General features: G+C 47.4%; 20 protein-coding genes. 15 read left to right on the top strand and 5 right to left on the bottom strand.

The features are described 5' to 3' along the window. Window positions 1-83: 83 nt before the first annotated feature. Complete coding sequence (locus JOD01_RS05730; RefSeq protein WP_204517304.1) at window positions 84-977, top strand: diacylglycerol kinase; 894 nt, start codon at window positions 84-86, stop codon at window positions 975-977. 127 nt (window positions 978-1,104) lie between these two features. Then, window positions 1,105-2,484: a 23S rRNA (uracil(1939)-C(5))-methyltransferase RlmD gene (gene rlmD, locus JOD01_RS05735; RefSeq protein WP_338028534.1), complete on the top strand. Its 1,380-nt coding sequence runs from the start codon at window positions 1,105-1,107 to the stop codon at window positions 2,482-2,484. A 203-nt stretch (window positions 2,485-2,687) separates the two neighbouring features. Here the strand turns inward: rlmD and JOD01_RS05740 are convergent, their stop codons facing one another. Further along, window positions 2,688-2,978 carry a hypothetical protein gene (locus JOD01_RS05740; protein WP_204517306.1) on the bottom strand — a complete coding sequence of 97 codons (291 nt, stop codon included), beginning with the start codon at window positions 2,976-2,978 and terminating at the stop codon, window positions 2,688-2,690. Window positions 2,979-3,371: 393 nt separating this feature from the next. On the opposite strand from JOD01_RS05740, the gene JOD01_RS20030 reads away from it, so the two are divergent. Further along, window positions 3,372-3,494 (top strand): topoisomerase DNA-binding C4 zinc finger domain-containing protein, encoded by a 123-nt coding sequence (locus JOD01_RS20030; RefSeq protein WP_204517307.1) that lies wholly within the window; start codon window positions 3,372-3,374, stop codon window positions 3,492-3,494. Window positions 3,495-3,615: 121 nt separating this feature from the next. On the opposite strand, the gene JOD01_RS05750 is transcribed toward JOD01_RS20030, so the two are convergent. Next, complete coding sequence (locus JOD01_RS05750) at window positions 3,616-4,377, bottom strand: MBL fold metallo-hydrolase (RefSeq protein WP_204517308.1); 762 nt, start codon at window positions 4,375-4,377, stop codon at window positions 3,616-3,618. Between the two features lie 151 nt (window positions 4,378-4,528). Between JOD01_RS05750 and JOD01_RS19610 the strand changes: the two genes are divergently transcribed. The 5 genes from JOD01_RS19610 to JOD01_RS05775 all read left to right on the top strand — a co-directional run bounded on the left by JOD01_RS19610 (window position 4,529) and on the right by JOD01_RS05775 (window position 7,019). Further along, window positions 4,529-4,636, top strand: coding sequence for an AsnC family protein (locus JOD01_RS19610; RefSeq protein WP_239565245.1), 108 nt, complete (start codon window positions 4,529-4,531; stop codon window positions 4,634-4,636). Window positions 4,637-4,815: 179 nt separating this feature from the next. Then, a complete protein-coding gene (locus JOD01_RS05760) occupies window positions 4,816-5,409 on the top strand; it encodes a YdeI/OmpD-associated family protein (RefSeq protein WP_204517309.1) in 594 nt (197 codons plus the stop codon). Between the two features lie 124 nt (window positions 5,410-5,533). Continuing rightward, the gene (locus tag JOD01_RS05765; RefSeq protein WP_204517310.1) at window positions 5,534-6,073 is read left to right on the top strand and encodes a cupin domain-containing protein; all 540 of its coding nucleotides are present in this window, start codon (window positions 5,534-5,536) and stop codon (window positions 6,071-6,073) included. A gap of 48 nt (window positions 6,074-6,121) precedes the next feature. Next, entirely contained in the window at window positions 6,122-6,325 is a 204-nt protein-coding gene (locus JOD01_RS05770; RefSeq protein ID WP_204517311.1) for a hypothetical protein, read from the top strand. 49 nt (window positions 6,326-6,374) lie between these two features. Continuing rightward, window positions 6,375-7,019 (top strand): hypothetical protein, encoded by a 645-nt coding sequence (locus tag JOD01_RS05775; protein WP_204517312.1) that lies wholly within the window; start codon window positions 6,375-6,377, stop codon window positions 7,017-7,019. Between the two features lie 363 nt (window positions 7,020-7,382). Here JOD01_RS05775 and JOD01_RS05780 read toward each other — a convergent pair whose 3' ends face one another. Further along, window positions 7,383-7,697, bottom strand: coding sequence for a hypothetical protein (locus JOD01_RS05780; protein WP_204517313.1), 315 nt, complete (start codon window positions 7,695-7,697; stop codon window positions 7,383-7,385). A 280-nt stretch (window positions 7,698-7,977) separates the two neighbouring features. Here JOD01_RS05780 and JOD01_RS05785 point away from each other — a divergent pair, with 280 nt between their 5' ends. Beyond that, window positions 7,978-8,820 (top strand): aldo/keto reductase, encoded by an 843-nt coding sequence (locus JOD01_RS05785; RefSeq protein WP_204517314.1) that lies wholly within the window; start codon window positions 7,978-7,980, stop codon window positions 8,818-8,820. 47 nt (window positions 8,821-8,867) lie between these two features. Here JOD01_RS05785 and JOD01_RS05790 read toward each other — a convergent pair whose 3' ends face one another. Beyond that, window positions 8,868-9,500 carry a cupin domain-containing protein gene (locus tag JOD01_RS05790; RefSeq protein ID WP_204517315.1) on the bottom strand — a complete coding sequence of 211 codons (633 nt, stop codon included), beginning with the start codon at window positions 9,498-9,500 and terminating at the stop codon, window positions 8,868-8,870. 200 nt (window positions 9,501-9,700) lie between these two features. Here JOD01_RS05790 and JOD01_RS05795 point away from each other — a divergent pair, with 200 nt between their 5' ends. Then, entirely contained in the window at window positions 9,701-10,342 is a 642-nt protein-coding gene (locus tag JOD01_RS05795) for a GntR family transcriptional regulator (RefSeq protein WP_204517316.1), read from the top strand. Between the two features lie 187 nt (window positions 10,343-10,529). On the opposite strand, the gene JOD01_RS05800 is transcribed toward JOD01_RS05795, so the two are convergent. Then, a complete protein-coding gene (locus JOD01_RS05800; protein WP_204517317.1) occupies window positions 10,530-10,910 on the bottom strand; it encodes a RidA family protein in 381 nt (126 codons plus the stop codon). A gap of 612 nt (window positions 10,911-11,522) precedes the next feature. Here JOD01_RS05800 and JOD01_RS05805 point away from each other — a divergent pair. From JOD01_RS05805 to JOD01_RS05825, 5 genes are all read left to right on the top strand, one after another. Then, window positions 11,523-12,413 carry a DUF1932 domain-containing protein gene (locus tag JOD01_RS05805; RefSeq protein ID WP_204517318.1) on the top strand — a complete coding sequence of 297 codons (891 nt, stop codon included), beginning with the start codon at window positions 11,523-11,525 and terminating at the stop codon, window positions 12,411-12,413. A 39-nt stretch (window positions 12,414-12,452) separates the two neighbouring features. After that, complete coding sequence (locus JOD01_RS05810; protein WP_239565246.1) at window positions 12,453-13,490, top strand: Bug family tripartite tricarboxylate transporter substrate binding protein; 1,038 nt, start codon at window positions 12,453-12,455, stop codon at window positions 13,488-13,490. A 347-nt stretch (window positions 13,491-13,837) separates the two neighbouring features. After that, the gene (locus tag JOD01_RS05815) at window positions 13,838-15,346 is read left to right on the top strand and encodes a phosphotransferase (RefSeq protein ID WP_239565247.1); all 1,509 of its coding nucleotides are present in this window, start codon (window positions 13,838-13,840) and stop codon (window positions 15,344-15,346) included. Beyond that, on the top strand, window positions 15,343-15,939 hold the full coding sequence (locus tag JOD01_RS05820; RefSeq protein ID WP_204517319.1) for an SIS domain-containing protein: 597 nt from the start codon (window positions 15,343-15,345) through the stop codon (window positions 15,937-15,939). The genes JOD01_RS05815 and JOD01_RS05820 overlap by 4 nt, the downstream gene beginning before the upstream one ends. After that, window positions 15,936-16,310, top strand: a complete 375-nt coding sequence (locus tag JOD01_RS05825) for an HAD family hydrolase (RefSeq protein WP_204517320.1) — start codon at window positions 15,936-15,938, stop codon at window positions 16,308-16,310. Before JOD01_RS05820 ends, JOD01_RS05825 begins: the two co-directional genes overlap by 4 nt. The last annotated feature ends 8 nt before the right edge of the window (window positions 16,311-16,318 follow it).

Raw genomic sequence — 16,318 nt, forward strand, 5'->3', positions numbered from 1 at the left:
CATAGCGATTCCCAAAAATGGCTATACAGGATATGATAAGACTAGTAGGATAAAGAGCGTAATGATGGAAGAAGGGACCAGAGTTGAAGAAAGCGCGTCTAATCTATAATCCCAGCTCAGGACGGGAAATCATTCGCCGCCGGTTGCCAGATATTTTGGATATGCTCGAAACGGCAGGATACGAGACCTCGAGCTATGCCACCAAGGGTGCCAATGATGCGACAGAACAAGCGGAACGCGCCGCCCGCAGCGGGTATGACCTCGTCATCGCTGCCGGTGGCGACGGGACGATCTATGAGGTGCTCAATGGGCTAGCGGAGCGGAAAACGCGGCCCAAATTAGGCATTATCCCTTGCGGAACGACCAACGATTTTGCCCGGGCAATTGGATTGCCGATGAAATCGATCAGCCGGGCTTGTAAAATCATTACCGAAGGAAAAACGCAAAAAATTGATGTCGGGCGGGTCAACAACCGCTATTTCATCAACATTGCCGGCGGCGGCTTTTTGACCAACCTGACCTATGAGGTGCCAAGCAAACTGAAAACCTTGATCGGACAGCTGGCTTACTATGTCAAAGGCTTGGAAAAACTGCCGTCGGTACATCCGTTCCATATCCGGCTGGAAACCCGCGATCGCGTGGTGATCGACGACGAAGTAATGATCTTTCTGGTAGCCAACAGCAATTCGGTCGGCGGGTTTGAACGGCTGGCGCCAAAAGCGCAGCTGTCCGACGGGAAGCTGGATTGCATCGTGGTCAAGAAGTGCAACCTGGCGGAATTCATCCGCCTGACTACCTTGGCGATCAGAGGGGAGCATATTAAAGATCCCAATGTTTTTTACTTTCAAACAGACTATCTGAAGGCGACCACTGCCGGTTCGCAACACGTGGAGCTCAATCTTGACGGCGAGTTGGGCGGCGAGCTGCCCTGCGAGTGCCAGGTGCTGCCAGGGCATGTGGAAGTTTTCGTACCTTAAAGCAAGCGTCAACGCATAAAGGAGATTTTCAACAGTGTCGAAAAAGTCAAGCAAAACGCCACGCCCTCATCGACAAAACCGAGGGCAACAAACCAAGCGGCAGGAGGAAAAGCAATACCCGGTCGCAATCGAGCAAGAACTGGAACTGGAGATTACCGGCTTGAACCATGAAGGCGCGGGCGTGGGCAGACACGAAGGCTATACGCTGTTTGTCCCGCAAGCGTTGCCTGAAGAACGTGTACGGGCAAAGGTGGTCCATGCCAAAAAAAATTACGGCTACGCCAAACTGCTGGAAGTGCTGCAACCGAGTCCGTATCGGGTGAAGCCGCCCTGTCCCGTGTTTGATCTGTGCGGCGGCTGCTCGCTGCAGCATTTGGCTTATGCCGAACAACTGCGCCATAAACAGCAGATCGTCAAGGACAACCTGCGGCGCATCGGCGGGTTTGCCGTCGACGGCGAGGATGCCGTGCGCGTCCATCCGACGCTCGGCATGGACAATCCTTGGCGCTATCGCAACAAGGCGCAGGTGCCGATCGGCGAAGAGGAGGGCGCCTTGATCGGCGGCTTTTACGCCGAGCGTTCACATCAGATCGTCAATATTGAAAGCTGCTTGATCCAGCACGAAGCCAACGATGAAGTGGTGGCGGCGGTAAAGCGGATCGCCAGCCGTCTGCACATCCCGGCCTATGACGAGATCTCCCACACCGGCCTGCTCCGCCATGTCGTCTCCAAGGTCGGAGCGAGAACCGGCGACGTGATGGTCGTCCTGATCACCACCGAGCTGTTTATCCCCGAGCGGGAGCGGCTGATCGAAGCGATCCGCCAGGAAGTGCCCGGGGTCAAAAGCATCGTGCAAAATATCAATCCGCAGAAGACCAATGTGATCTTTGGCGACAAGACGATTACGCTTTGGGGCGACGATGTGATCTACGATTATATCGGTCCGATCCGCTTCGCCATTTCGGCCCGCTCGTTTTACCAAGTCAATCCGGCCCAAACGGAGATTTTGTACAACAAGACGCTGGAATACGCCGGCCTGTCCGGCGGCGAGATTGTTGTCGACGCCTACTGCGGCATCGGGACGATTTCGCTCTTTTTGGCACAAAAAGCGAAGCACGTCTACGGCGTGGAGATCGTTCCCGAAGCGATCGCCGATGCCAACCGCAACGCCCGGCTGAACGGCTTTGAAAATGTGACATTCAAAACGGGAGCGGCCGAAGAAGTGATCCCGGCCTGGAAAGAGGAAGGCATCCGCCCCGACGTGATCGTCGTCGACCCGCCGCGCAAAGGCTGCGACGAAGCGCTGCTGACGACCATCCTGCAGATGAAGCCCGACCGCGTCGTCTACGTCTCCTGCAACCCGTCGACGCTGGCCCGCGATCTGAAAGTGCTGGCGGATTTGTATGAAGTGAAGGAAGTGCAGCCAGTCGACATGTTCCCGCATACGGATCATGTTGAATCGGCGGCGTTGTTGGTGCAGAGAGAAACAGCTGTCTGTAAGTGGTGATTTATATGGGGTTGCAGACTGATACAGAACTTTCATTTTTGGTATAACAAAAGGGGTTTAACACGTTGCCGTAAATTTGCCGTAAAAATATGTGTTAAATAAAAATAACAGAGCATAAAGCAACAAGTATTAACGAATCAGCGGTAGATTACGATGGGAAACCAAGTCCTATACTACCGCTAGTTTATTGGGCGAAGAATCAGTTAATCGATTGAATTAACCATAGGAACACCGACTAAATATTGCTCTACTGTCCAATTATGAACATAATTTTTCTTCCTACCGGGTTTAATACAATAATGGGTAAATGATGAACTTAAACTGTGGCCATTTTTCAATAAATATTGCCCAATTGTTTGTCTGGCCTTCTTCAAACCACCAGTACGCATACCAACGACTGGTTCAGAAATTTCTTTGGCTATACCATTAGTAATTTCGTAAACAAAGTAAGTACCAGTCTCCCTGCAACCTTCAATCCTAAAGTAATGATCCATTTCTATACACTCCATTCAATTTTTGTTATAAGATTATAGTGCAATTTTTGGGGCTACTAAGGAAGATTTCAGTATAAAAATGGAACTGGATTTTATAAACGAAAAAAGACGTTGGGAGTGCTACCCCAATGTCTTTTTGTTTGTATGCATATCTTTAACGGAATTGTCCTTTATTGCAGACATTTAATGTTCTACATTCGATAACTCTAATCCCTCTATGTAACCACAAAATAAATCTTTGACATTCAAAATAAACACCTGACAAAATCAAAATAAACTCCTGACAGGATAGTCGAGAAACTTACTGCAAGTAATAACACTGATAAACACGCCAGGAAGCAACACGTCACTGCAATTCAAAGAGAATTAACGCAAACTGACGAGAAGGTGAAAATGAAGATCTGTCCTGCTTGTGGAGGCAAGTTAACGCAAAGACACGGACGATACGGCAGTTTTGTCGGGTGCTCTAATTTTCCGAGTTGCCGATACGTTGTGAAAAATACTTCCTCCAGATAGGCTGTCTCAAAAAAACAATGAGAGATTTGGCAGCTTCGCGTAAATCGTTAAAAACACCTAACGAGACCGAATGGCGTCTTGTTAGCTGTTTTGGCTTCATTTTGGAACGTTTAGCGCTCCATTAAAATGTGTACGATTCGCCGTCGTTTGGAACGAAAACCTTGGAGGAAATTCCTTTTTCTTGGGTGAAGCTTTTTAATTGTTCTCTTGATAATGTCCAATGGTTGACAGCTTCCATATGGACAGAAATGATTTTGGCGTGAGGAGCTGCCTGAGTCACATGATAGATGTCTTCTTTCCCCATGACCAGAGAACCGCCTTGCAGATATTGATTATCTCCGCCGTTTACGACAATGATTCCCGGTTTGTGTAGTTCGATTGTTTCCCGCACTCCCTCATACCAAACGGTATCTCCAGCGATGTATAACGTTTTTTCGTCGGGGTGTTTCAAGATGACACCGCAGACATGACCGGTCCGTTGCAACAGTTCCCCTCTGCCGTGTTCGCCCTTGGTTTTTATCAAACGAATATTGGCGAAGACTGTATTTTCTTGCAGCACTTCAATATTTCGAAACCCGGCTTTTTCGACTTCTGCCGCGTCTGCATCGTTTTGCACAAATATTTTCACATCTTTGGGCAGTACCTTTTTGGCCGCGTCGTCCCAATGATCTAAATGTAGATGGGTTACGATCACAGCGTCCAGGTTGCAGATCATGGTGTCAATGGATGTTGGCAAGCCAACCAAAGGATTGTTTTGGTCTTGTCGTAACGAATTGCGGAAAGGGGGATAAGCGCCCTTTTCCGCCAAGAATGGGTCAATTAAAAACTTCTTTCCGGCATAACGGACAACCAGCGTTGCATTCCGAATCAGTTGTATGTTCATCTGCAATCGACCTCCTTTTTTTATGCGGGCAGGAAAATGCCGCTGGTAGTAAAGGCTTTCTGTATAATAAAATGATAACTGACAGCGCGAGTGTAATCGATACATCGATGAAAACGATCTTTGGAAAACCATTTCACGGTAGGATTTTTGTATGCGACTTGATCAAACCGATTATCTGATTCTTCGGTTACTTTCCGAAAACGCACGAATTCCTTGGAAAGACTTAGGGGAACAGATTCCTATGACTTCGATGAACTGAAAGTAGGGCTTGCTTGTACGGCGTTTGTCATGATTCACATGAAAACGGCGAATCACGATTCGTTTATTCGTTTTATTACAGAGTGCAATGAGGTAGTTGAAGCCCATCGCATTTGGCACAGATCGCATCGATCATTTTTGACTGTCGGCTGACGAAAAAATAATAAGGGGTGCTCCGCGATGGTGAATCGTCGAACGAATCCAAAGGTTGATGAATTTTTAAGCAAGGCCGAAAAGTGGAAGACAGAATTTGAAAAGCTGCGCAATATTGTACTTGATTGTGAGCTGACCGAAGAATTCAAGTGGATGCATCCTTGCTACACTTATGCGCAAAAAAATATTGTTTTAATACATGGATTTAAAGAATATTGCGCGCTGCTGTTTCACAAAGGAGCCTTGTTACAAGATACCCATCGGGTGCTCATCCAGCAAACGGAGAATGTACAGGCAGCTCGCCAGATTCGGTTCACCAATGTGCAACAAATTGCGGATATGGAAACCATCCTGAAAGCTTATATTCACGAAGCGATTGAAGTGGAAAAAGCCGGTTTGCAAGTGAATTTTCAAAAGAGTACCGATTTGCTCATTCCGGAAGAACTTCAAAGCAAATTCGCGGAAATTCCTGCTTTGAAACCCGCTTTTGAAGCATTGACGCCGGGGCGGCAACGAGCATACATTCTTTATTTTTCAGCACCCAAACAAGCCAAAACGCGAGTTTCGAGAGTTGAAAAATATATGCAGCACATTCTTGAGGGCAAAGGATTACATGATTAGCGATTCGCAGAGCAAGGTCTGATGCTGCTTGCGAAATTTCGGCAGGGCCCAATTTTGCTTACCTCTGTTTGGGCAGCTGCATAGAATAAATGGTCGATAAGAGATCAGCGAGAGGAGAATGCGTATGTACCCGAATCCATGCTTGCAGTATCAATGGCCGAATTCAATGCAATCCGCCTGGAGTAACAACTGGGGTTATCCTTGGACTGCCCCATCCGGCAGCTGGAACACGCAAAACTATATTCCTTATGGAACCATCACCTTACAAGATTACGGAACAAGACCTTTTGTACTGAATATTGACCAAGCGACCAGGCAAAACAACAATTACCGCACTGCTTTATGGACAGGTCAACATTTTCAGGTCACGTTGATGAGTATTAATGTCGGGGAAGACATAGGATTGGAAGTCCATCCGACAACTGACCAGTTCATACGAATTGAAGAAGGCCAGGGACTTGTTCAAATGGGGGCGAGCAGGGACAACCTCGATTTCCATGCGATGGCCTATGACGGCTACGCTATTATGATACCTGCGGGGACATGGCACAATATAACCAATACCGGAAATCGCCCGCTGAAAGTGTACGTTATCTATGCCCCGCCTCACCATCCATTCGGTACAGTCCAGGAAACGAAAGCGATCGCGCAAGGTATGGGTTAATGGCACACGCTTGAGCCGGGACAGGGAATAGGAGAAATGTATGGACAGATGACGCAACGGAGCGGGAAAATCCCCGCTTCTTTTTTTATCGAAGCGTCAGCAGAATATCGAGCAAATATGGCGGGAAACTACGAGGGAATGGCAAACTGTGGAGCGGAAGGCAACACTGAGATGATGACGGGCAGGGTGGAATGGTGGAGGGACAAAAGACAAGCGGCCGGAGACAACTGCCAAGTGGATGAAACAATTTGATTTTGCTTTCGTCTTACAGCAATGAAGGCAATCTTCGGAGGTGGGCAAATTGAACAAAATGGTATGGATTACACTTGTTTTAACGCTTTGTGTGTCCCTGATGGGATGTTCGCATGATAACGCCAAGGCAGTGGCGAACGAGGAAGTTCAACAGACCGACGTTTCCGCTGGGCAAACTGTCGAAAAAACTGTCGGAAAAACGGATGAAGAAACTGTCGAAAAAACGGATGAAAAGGCCGCCGCTGCAGACTCCATTTCCGCGGAAGAGTCCGGCTCCATGATCTACGAAAATAGCCAATACGGCTTTCGTTTCACCCTGCCGAAAAGCTGGCAAGGGTATACGATTGTAACGGACAAGTGGGAAGGCTTGTCTGTGGGAGAGGCAGACGGCGATAAAGTCGTCGAGACGGGTCCGCTGCTCATCATCCGACATCCGGAATGGACAAAAGAAAATCCAAGACAGGACATTCCGATCATGGTCTTCACCCTTGCGCAATGGGATGCACTGCAACAGGAGAAGTTCCATATTGGCGCGGCGCCGATTGGTCCGAGTGAGCTTGGGCGCAATTCCGGCTATGTCTTTGCACTGCCCGCACGCTACAACTTCTCATTCCCGACAGGCTATGAAGAAGTGGAAGACATGTTGAGCCAACATCCGCTGCAACCGTTTGAAGTCAACAGAGCAAAGCCGTAACGGGGAAAACGGGGAAGGTAGGTAACCGGTATTCATCAGCGTCAGTGGTCGATTTGCAGTGCTAGTTATATGGATGGAATAAGCAAAGAGGGGCGAAGTACCCCTCTTCGTTTATATACGGGAGCGGCATCGGTCGGGAATTCAGGGATAAGCCGCTATGCCGACCTTTTCACTGGTTGGAAGAGTCCAGTCCGGAGTTACAGTATCCGCTTCATCCCTGGAATGACCTCCGCAGTTTCCTTCAAATAGAATGGATCAAATCGTTTGATTTAGTTTACTAGAAAAATTGATGGAATTATAAGCCAAGGAATGAAAAATGAGGAAAAGGACCGCCAACGAGGTTGTCATTGGCAGTCCTTGTGGTTACTTCACTGTAATCCGGTAGTAGTAATCGTCCGTCAGCCGTTTTATCACTTTTTCGCGATCGGTGGCGACATTGTATGGCAAGCGGATTTTGTCCCCGATGATAAAATCTTGGTAAGTCCCCGCTTTCGTCCGCAGCAGCTTCGTTTCGGTCGCCAACACCGTTCGATCCTTGTTCAGCATCTCCATGACGATAACCGGCGGCCGCTGCACATCCTGGGTGAGCGTGTAGACAAAGTCCAGATTGATGCCGCCGAGAAGTCCGGATTTGTCCATCGTCGTGATGAAATCGTATTTCGGCTCAATGGAGATCATTTCAACGGCTTCATTTTTGATCAGCGGGTACCATTGTCAAAAGCAAAGCGATTCTTTTTTTCATGCAGGACAACCCCTTTAAAAAATGTGGAAGCCTCTTCCATTCTAAACTTTGAAAACGTTTTGAAAAAGGTGCTTTGTTCCTGCTTCTTTTGGATTGTCTTGGAATGCAGGCGAGTTACGTTGTCAGTTTGGACCACCGCTTTCCGCAAATGGAACATCATGACGCTGACGCGGTAGTATGATAACCTAATAGTACTACGGAAAGGAGTGATTCAAGATGAGCAATCTCATTCCCGAAGTTACGTTGAATGATGGGCTCAAATTGCCGGTGGTTGGTCTGGGTACATATACGATGAGGGGGAGCGCAGGGGTCAATGCGATCGTCAACGCTATCGACATCGGCTATCGGCTGATTGATTCCGCTTACAATTATGAAAATGAAGGAACGGTAGGCGAAGCTGTCAGACGCAGCTCTGTGCCGCGCGAACAATTATTGATTACTTCCAAATTGCCGGGCCGCTACCACACATATGACAAAGCGGTGGTTGCCATTCAGGAATCGCTGTATCGGGCGAATCTCGATTATTATGATTTGTATCTGATTCATTGGCCAAATCCGAAGCAGGACCAGTATGTGGAAGCTTGGCAGGCGTTGGTTGATGCCCAAAAATGGGGGCTTGTCCGTTCGATTGGCGTCAGCAATTTTTTACCGGAACATATCGAACGTTTGGTCAAAGAAACTGGCGTCAAACCAAGTGTGAATCAGATCGAATTGCATCCGTTCTTTAATCAGGCTGAGCAGCGGCAATGGCATGCGGAAAACGGCATCATTACCGAATCATGGAGTCCGTTGGCCAAGGCAAATGACATCATGAACAACGAGGTCATTCAACAAATTGCCGACCGCCACCAAAAGTCGATTCCGCAAGTGGTGTTGCGCTGGCATTATCAGTTGGGGGCCGTATCCATTCCCAAATCGGCGTCGGCTTATCGCCAGCTTGAGAATATTTCGATCTTTGACTTTGCTCTCGATGAAACAGAAATGACCATGATTTCAGGCTTGACTCGCGCGGACGGCCGGATGCGCAATCAAGACCCGGCGGTTTACGAAGAATTTTAATATCGTGCAAAATGTCAGCCCCCGACCTGGAAGCCGGGGGCCGCTTTTTACCGGTAGCCCCAATATTGCTGATACTGCGGAAGGTAGTATGGCTGCAGATACGGTTGACTGGGAGACGCTTGCGGTTGAGCCGTTGCGGCGCTTTGATTCTGGCAATTAGCGTAGGGACCGATATACGTTGACGGTTGAACCGGTGCGATTGCTTCTCTCCATTTGGTTTCATCCAGACAGTAAGTATGCGCCATAATATTGGCAGGCGTAAATTTTAATATGTCTGAACCTAAAATAACCTGTGGTGTTGGCGCGTCAAAGATCGCCAAAATGTGGGTGTTGTCAGCAGTAGCCATTTCATAATGCCACCAGCCTTGCGGGATGTTGACCACTTGCCCGGGCGTTATGGTGTAATTTTGAATGTTTTTTGTAAACGGGTTGAGCATCGACACAGTGATTGCGCCGGATATGCAATAGACGAGCTCAGCCGCATTTTGGTGATAGTGCGGTTCGACGACATTGCTGACGCTCAGGAAAATGTCTAACAGCGACACATTTTCCAACGTATTTAACTGCGCCACACCAAGGATGTTGATAAAGTTGCGGTCATCTTTTTTAAAAAAAGGACTGTAATTCAGGTCAAATGTGAATTGCGTCGATGCTGACGTATAATCAATGTTTGCCACCATCTTTGTGTGCTTCCCCTCTTTTCCTTAGCGATCCTAAGTATATATAGGCAATGTATGTACGCCTAACATGTTCGGTGTCGACTGCCGACCAAATCGCCTGGATCAATGCATTGGGTGGAAGCGTATGAAATTGCCCGATTGATTGTTCAACAATAATGATATAATATAAGTATTAACTTTAAACAAAGAGGGATTTCTTTATGACTAGACCAATGGAAAATGCTTATCAATTTATTAAGGAACGAATATTAGATGGCAGTTATAAACCGTCCCAGAAAATAACAGAGGTTGAACTTTCAGAGGCGATCGGGGTCAGCCGGAATACGATTAAAAAAGCGCTGTTAAAATTGGAACAGGAAAATTTGGTGGAAATTGAAAATAATAAAGGGGCCTATATCAAATCGTTTACATTGGAAGAGATTCTGAATTATCTTGAAATCCGGGAAGTGTTGGAAGGATTGGTGGCACGCACCGCTGCCAAAAACATCAGTGAATCTGAACTGGAAACGTTGGAAGCGATCTTGCAACAGATGGAAGCCCATTTGCAACAGAACCGCTTTGATGAATACTCCAACTTGAACAAGGAATTCCACCAAATCATTTATCAGGCTTCGAAAAATCAACAAGCGGTGGAAATTATTAATGTCATTCGGACCCAATTATCCCGCTATCACTTTCGGACCATCCTCATCCCTGGAAGAAACGAGCACTCTTTTCGGGAGCACACAAAAATTTATCAGGCATTAAAAGTTCGGGATGAAAAATTGGCCGAAGAAACGGTCATGCATCATATTGCCAATGTGCGGACAACAATCAACGACAATTATTCATTTTTGGTCTAAGGGCGGGGGAAACTTCGCCTTTTTTTATGCCAATCAAGATCAAAAGCAAAGAAAAAAGTCCTTACTGCAAAGGAAGCAAGGACAAAACAGGTTCGTAACTTTTTGCAGCGGCAGGGCGATCCGCGGGTGCAACGGCAACACTGGCTCCCTGTCCGATGAAAATACCGCCGCCAACTGGCTTGAGGATTTACAACACAGCGACCATCTCGATCTGCACGCGCAGCCCTTCGCGGAGATCTTGGACCGTCGTATGTCTCGCCGGACGATTGTTTTCATCCGGAAACATTTTCAGCCATTCTCCGTTGACAATTTTTTTGTATTCACGATCCGTCACAGAGACACTCAAATGCGCGATATCGTCGACAGTACCTCCGGCCAGCGCCATTATCTCGCGCAAATAATGAAAGAGGTTGGCCACTTCATCTTCCACCTTTTCCGGAATTTTTCCTGTTTCCGGGTCCGAGCCGATGATCGCGGAAGTGTAAACCATATTGCCGATCTTGATCGCGGTTGGAATCGGATTTTGGTGGGCAGATCCTTTCACATGCAGAACTTCTCGCTTTGCCATCGCAAATCTTCTCCTTTTCATCTTTTTGCTTCTTCTGACGCCGTTTTTTACGGTCATGCATCGATTAACTGACTTGTGCGAATTTCCTCGTCACCGCCTTTTTAAAGATGCCGAGCGTAAATCTATTACGTTTTCCAATATTGTTAAACAATATTGTTTTATAAAGAAGTATAAAGCACGTTCACAATTCATGTCAATAGCCGAAATTTTCGTTAACTGACTCCGGATTCGTGAAATGGTTCTGCAAAGGTCCGGATCAGTTCCCGGAACGATCGTTGTTTTTGGGTTGACATGGAATCAGAAATCAGCTAAACTTTCCAATAAACAAATTTGTTGAACAATAATGAACAGCTTAATTGATCCGTTATTAGAGAGGAGGGATACGGACGAGTTTGTTTGTTCGTACCCGTCTGTTGATCACCCAAAGTTTGCCGACTGTTTTTACTCAACCAGTTTTGCAACCGTTTTCAATTTGGCGTTTGCTGCCAATGCGGAACAACAGAATAATGGGCATGCGGGATGGTCAACCGGCAACCTTGGCGATGGCCAGGAAACAATTCAGACTTCGAGGCGGATCGATGACAATGGCCGAACACGGAAGGGGCAGATAGAATGAATGATCGAAAAATCGGGTTTATCGGTTTTGGCGAAGCTGCGTTTCATATCTGCAGCGGTCTAAAGTCGGAGGGCGTAGAGCAGATTCGCGCTTTCGACGTGATGGCCAATGATGCTGTGCTCGGCGTCAAGATAAAGGAGCGGGCAAGCTCGATCGCTGTTACCCTGGATAACAGTTTGCGCGAATTGCTGGAACATTCGCAAGTGATTTTTTGCGCGACAAGTGCGAAATATGCGCTTGGCATTGCCCAAGAAGCTGCGGAGTTTATCGGCAACCGGCATATTTATGTTGATTTGAACGCGGCATCGCCCAAGGTCAAACGAGAAATCGCTTCCGTTATCCAACAGGCAGGCGGTTTGTTCGTCGATGGAGCTGTCATGGAGGCCGTTCCTCCTCTTCGTCATAAAGTGCCGATATTGTTAAGCGGAGAAGGGGCTGTCGCGTTTCAGGCGTTTATGCAGCCAGCCGGAATGAATTTGACGGTAGTCAATGATCAGGCAGGCAGCGCTTCCTCAATGAAGATGATCCGCAGCATCTTTATGAAAGGATTTACCGCGCTGCTGCTGGAGACTTTACTGGCAAGCCATCAGGCAGGCGTCGAAAAGGAAATTGTGGCGTCCATCTCCAAGACGCTCGCCAGCGGACCCGTCGAGCAATTGATGAACCTGCTGTTGACCCGCACCGCTATTCATGCGGAACGTCGCGTTTCCGAGATGAAAGATGTGGTCGAAACATTGCAGGAGATGCATCTCGATTACACGATGTCGCAGGCGACACAAACCAAGCTGCAAAGTCTGGTTGAGCTCAACTTAAACGGTTATTTTGAACATAAAGCCCCCGATCATTATCGTCGAGTCTTGGAAGCGATCGCAGCGCTTCAAAAATAAAGGCCCGGTTTAGGCAGACGCGGGACTGGAGGATGAGACATGTTGAAATGGCGGATTCGATGGGCAAGCTTGGCCTTGGTGGGAGCAATGGCTGTCAGTCTGGCAGCTTGCAGCAGCGGAAGCAACGGCGAACAACAAGCCGGCTCGTCGGCAACAGGGGAGACCTATCCCGAAAAGCAATTGACAATCGTTGCCCCCTCAGGAGCCGGCGGTGCATTTGACAAAGCAGCGCGGTCGCTTGCCAAAGTGTTGGTGGAAAATCAGATGGTCGACCAGCAGATTTTGATTGAAAATCAGCCGGGGGGCGGGGGCAGCGTCTTTTTAGCCGAATACGCGACGAAAGAAACGAAGAATGACTACAAACTATTTGTCAGTTCTCCCGCTTTGTTAATCAACAACTTGAAGAAAGATGGAAACTCGCCGTTTGGTTACAAGGATACAACTCCTCTGGCCCAGTTGTATCGCGATTACGGTGTGATCGTTGTTCCGGCGAATTCGAAATACAATGATCTGCAAACGTTATTTGCCGATTTGAAAGCGGACCCGAAAAGCTTGACCCTTGCCGGCGGCTCGGCTCCAGGCTCGGTCGACCATCTGACCTTTATGTTGCCGGCTTATAAATATGGCATTGATCCCAAGACGATCAAGTATGTTTCGTATGATGGCAAAGCCCAGTCCATGACCGCATTGCTGGGCGGCAATGCCGATATTCTGTCAAGCGTGGCGGGAGAAGTGGAGCAGTATCTAAAGGCGGGAAAAGTGAAAGTGTTGGCTATTGACGCCCCCGAACGTCTGGGGGGAACTTTTCAGGACGTTCCCACGATCAAAGAAGCGGGGATTGATTCCGAATTGGTCATTTGGCGCGGGGTGTTCGGGCCGAAAGAGATGAGTCCGGAGGCGAAAGCGTTTTGGGAAGACACCTTAAAGAAGCTTTCGGAGTCGGAAAACTGGAAACAAGAACTGCAAAATAACAGTTGGCAAGCGGATTATAAAACTGCCGAGCAATTCACCAAAGTGCTGGAGGAGCAAAACCGAAGTCTTCAGGAATTGCTAAAAACGATGGATATGGCAAACTAGGGGCTGAGCGGGACCGTGTTGGCTTTTATCGGATACCTTACATGGCCTGTGCAAAAGTTTGGGAAGTCGGGGAAGAAGCAAAGCGGCAGAAAAGAGAGTCGAACGTTAGACTCTCTTTTTTTGTGTGCATTCCTGGTTTTTTTCCTCGCCCAATAAAGCTGCACAGGAAAAAACGGAAAAAATGTGAAATTTGTCGAATCGCTTAAGATAATCGGATATTGCGCCGATATTATAATAGCGAAATCTACTAATCTGGTTGAAACCATCTAGTCGCAATTGGAAAGTAACATCGCCTGAGGCCATTTTTTCGTGAAGCATAAAACACTCTCAAATATAGGAGTATGGGTATGTATAAGGGAGAAAATATGAAAATTGATTATATTATTGTCCAGGCTGGAGGCAAGGGGACAAGGCTTGAACACTTGACCGCAAACAAACCGAAAGCGCTTGTCCCGGTGGAGAACCTTCCGATGCTGTTTCATCTGTTTCGGAAATTTCCGGATAAACGCTTCATCATTATTGGCGATTACAAGAAAGAAGTCCTCCGGGAATACCTGGCTTGCTTCGCGGATGTGAAATATCAGGTGGTGGACGCCGAAGGAACTGGAACCTGCTCGGGCATTCAACAAGCGATTCAGCGAATTCCTGATCAGGAACCGTTCATGCTGATCTGGTCGGATTTAATTCTTCCGGAGAGCTTTCAACTGCCGGAGCAAAAAGGAGATTACATCGGAATTTCCCAGACCTTCCCCTGCAGGTGGCGCTACCGAAATGGGATTTTTGAAGAGGAACGCTCGGAGGAATACGGCGTTGCCGGCCTGTTTATTTTTCAGGACAAGTCTGCGCTTGCCAATGTTCCGCAAAGCGGAGAACTGGTACGTTGGATGAAGGAGCAAGGGCTGACTTATCGTGAACTGGGGTTGGCAGGGACAAAAGAATTCGGTCTGCTGGCGGAATATGAAAAACTGGGACAGGAGAAGTGCAGACCCTTTAATAAAATTACTGTTTCCGGGGACGTTTTGACCAAGGAAGGGATCGATGCCCAAGGGAAGCAGCTGGCGGTACGGGAAAATAGATGGTACGAGATGGCGCAGGCCAAGGGCGTAAAAAATATCCCGAAAATATACGGTGTCAATCCGCTGAAAATGGAACGTATCCAAGGCAGGAATATTTATGAATACGACTTCCCCTATGCAGAAAAGAAACAAATTTTGGCCCAACTGGTGGATGCTCTGCGCGGCATTCATCAATTGGACAAGATTCCTGCAGATTCGTTCAGCATCGAAGAAGCTTACTTCAACAAGACCATGGACAGACTTGCCAAAATTCGCGACCTGATACCATTTGCCGATCAGAAAACGATTACAGTGAACGGACGGGAATGCCGCAATGTATTTTTTTACAAGCGCGATCTTGCAAAAAAGCTGGAGCGTATTCAATGCCGCGAATTTACGTTTATCCATGGGGACTGTACCTTTTCCAATCTGATGCTGAAAAATGATCAAGAGCCTGTGCTCATTGATCCGCGGGGATACTTCGGATTTACGGAACTATACGGCGATCCGATGTATGATTGGGCCAAACTCTACTATTCCATAAAAGGCAATTATGACCGGTTTAATTTGAAAGAGTTCCGATTGTCCATCGGGGAACAGGATATTCAGCTTGAAATCGCATCGAATGGCTGGGAGGACATGGAGACTGATTTCTACGAATTGACCGGAGCCGAGCCGGAAATCATTCGCTTGCTCCACGCCGTAATTTGGCTGTCATTGACGACTTACGCCTGGCAGGACTATGACTCTATCTGCGGTGCCTTTTACAACGGAATCTATTATTTGGAGGAAGTGCTATGATTCAATACTTTGAAGAACTTATGGGGACGCTCGACGATGCGATCCATTCCATGGATGAACGAGTTTTCAGAAAATTGGTGGAGGATAGCGTAAGGACGATCCAGTCGGGTCATAAAATTATCGTTTCCGGACTTGGAAAGAATGTGCCCATCTGCGAAAAATTTACCGGCTCGATGCTTTCCCTGGGGATGGATGCCTACTTTTTGCACACCAACTCTGCCATCCATGGAGATATGGGAGTGATCAAGGACGGAGATTTGGTGATCATCCTGACAAAAAGCGGCGAAACGGCTGAATCCGTATATTTGGTCGATTTGCTGGCTGATCGGAACATTACGATGTGGCTTTTGTCTTTTAACCCGGATAGCAGTTTGACAAGAAAGATTCCCAACAGTTTGATTTTACATTTAAAGCATGAGGGAGACCTCTGGAACATCATGCCCAACAATTCGACGACGCTTAATTTGATCGTGCTGCAGGGACTGGTGATGCATATTGCGAAGGAACTCAATATTCAAATTGACCGGTTCAAGCGGAACCATCCCGGCGGCCATATTGGAGCGGTATTAAGCAAGGAAGTAATTGTAGGATGAGTGAGCTGAGACTGTCCGCATTAGCGAAAACGTGGATTCTCGATTTGGACGGAACGATTCTCAAACATAATGGCTATAAGATAGACGGAATCGACACTTTTTTGGAAGGTGCGGAAGAATTTCTGAAAAGTATTCCAGAAGAAGATATGGTTATTTTTCTTACTTCCCGTACAGATCAGGAACGAGAGGCGACGGAGGCGTTTCTTCGCGATCATCATATTCGATACAATCAGATTATTTTTAACGCCCCCTATGGAGAACGCATCCTGATCAATGATCGAAAGCCATCGGGATTGGTAACTTCGCTTGCAATCGATACAGAGCGAGACAAATTTTGCAAGCTGAACATTACAATCGATCATAGTCTGTAGCTTTCCGA

The sequence above is a fragment of the Brevibacillus fulvus genome (genome assembly GCF_016908525.1).
Lineage (GTDB): Bacteria > Bacillota > Bacilli > Brevibacillales > Brevibacillaceae > Brevibacillus_G > Brevibacillus_G fulvus.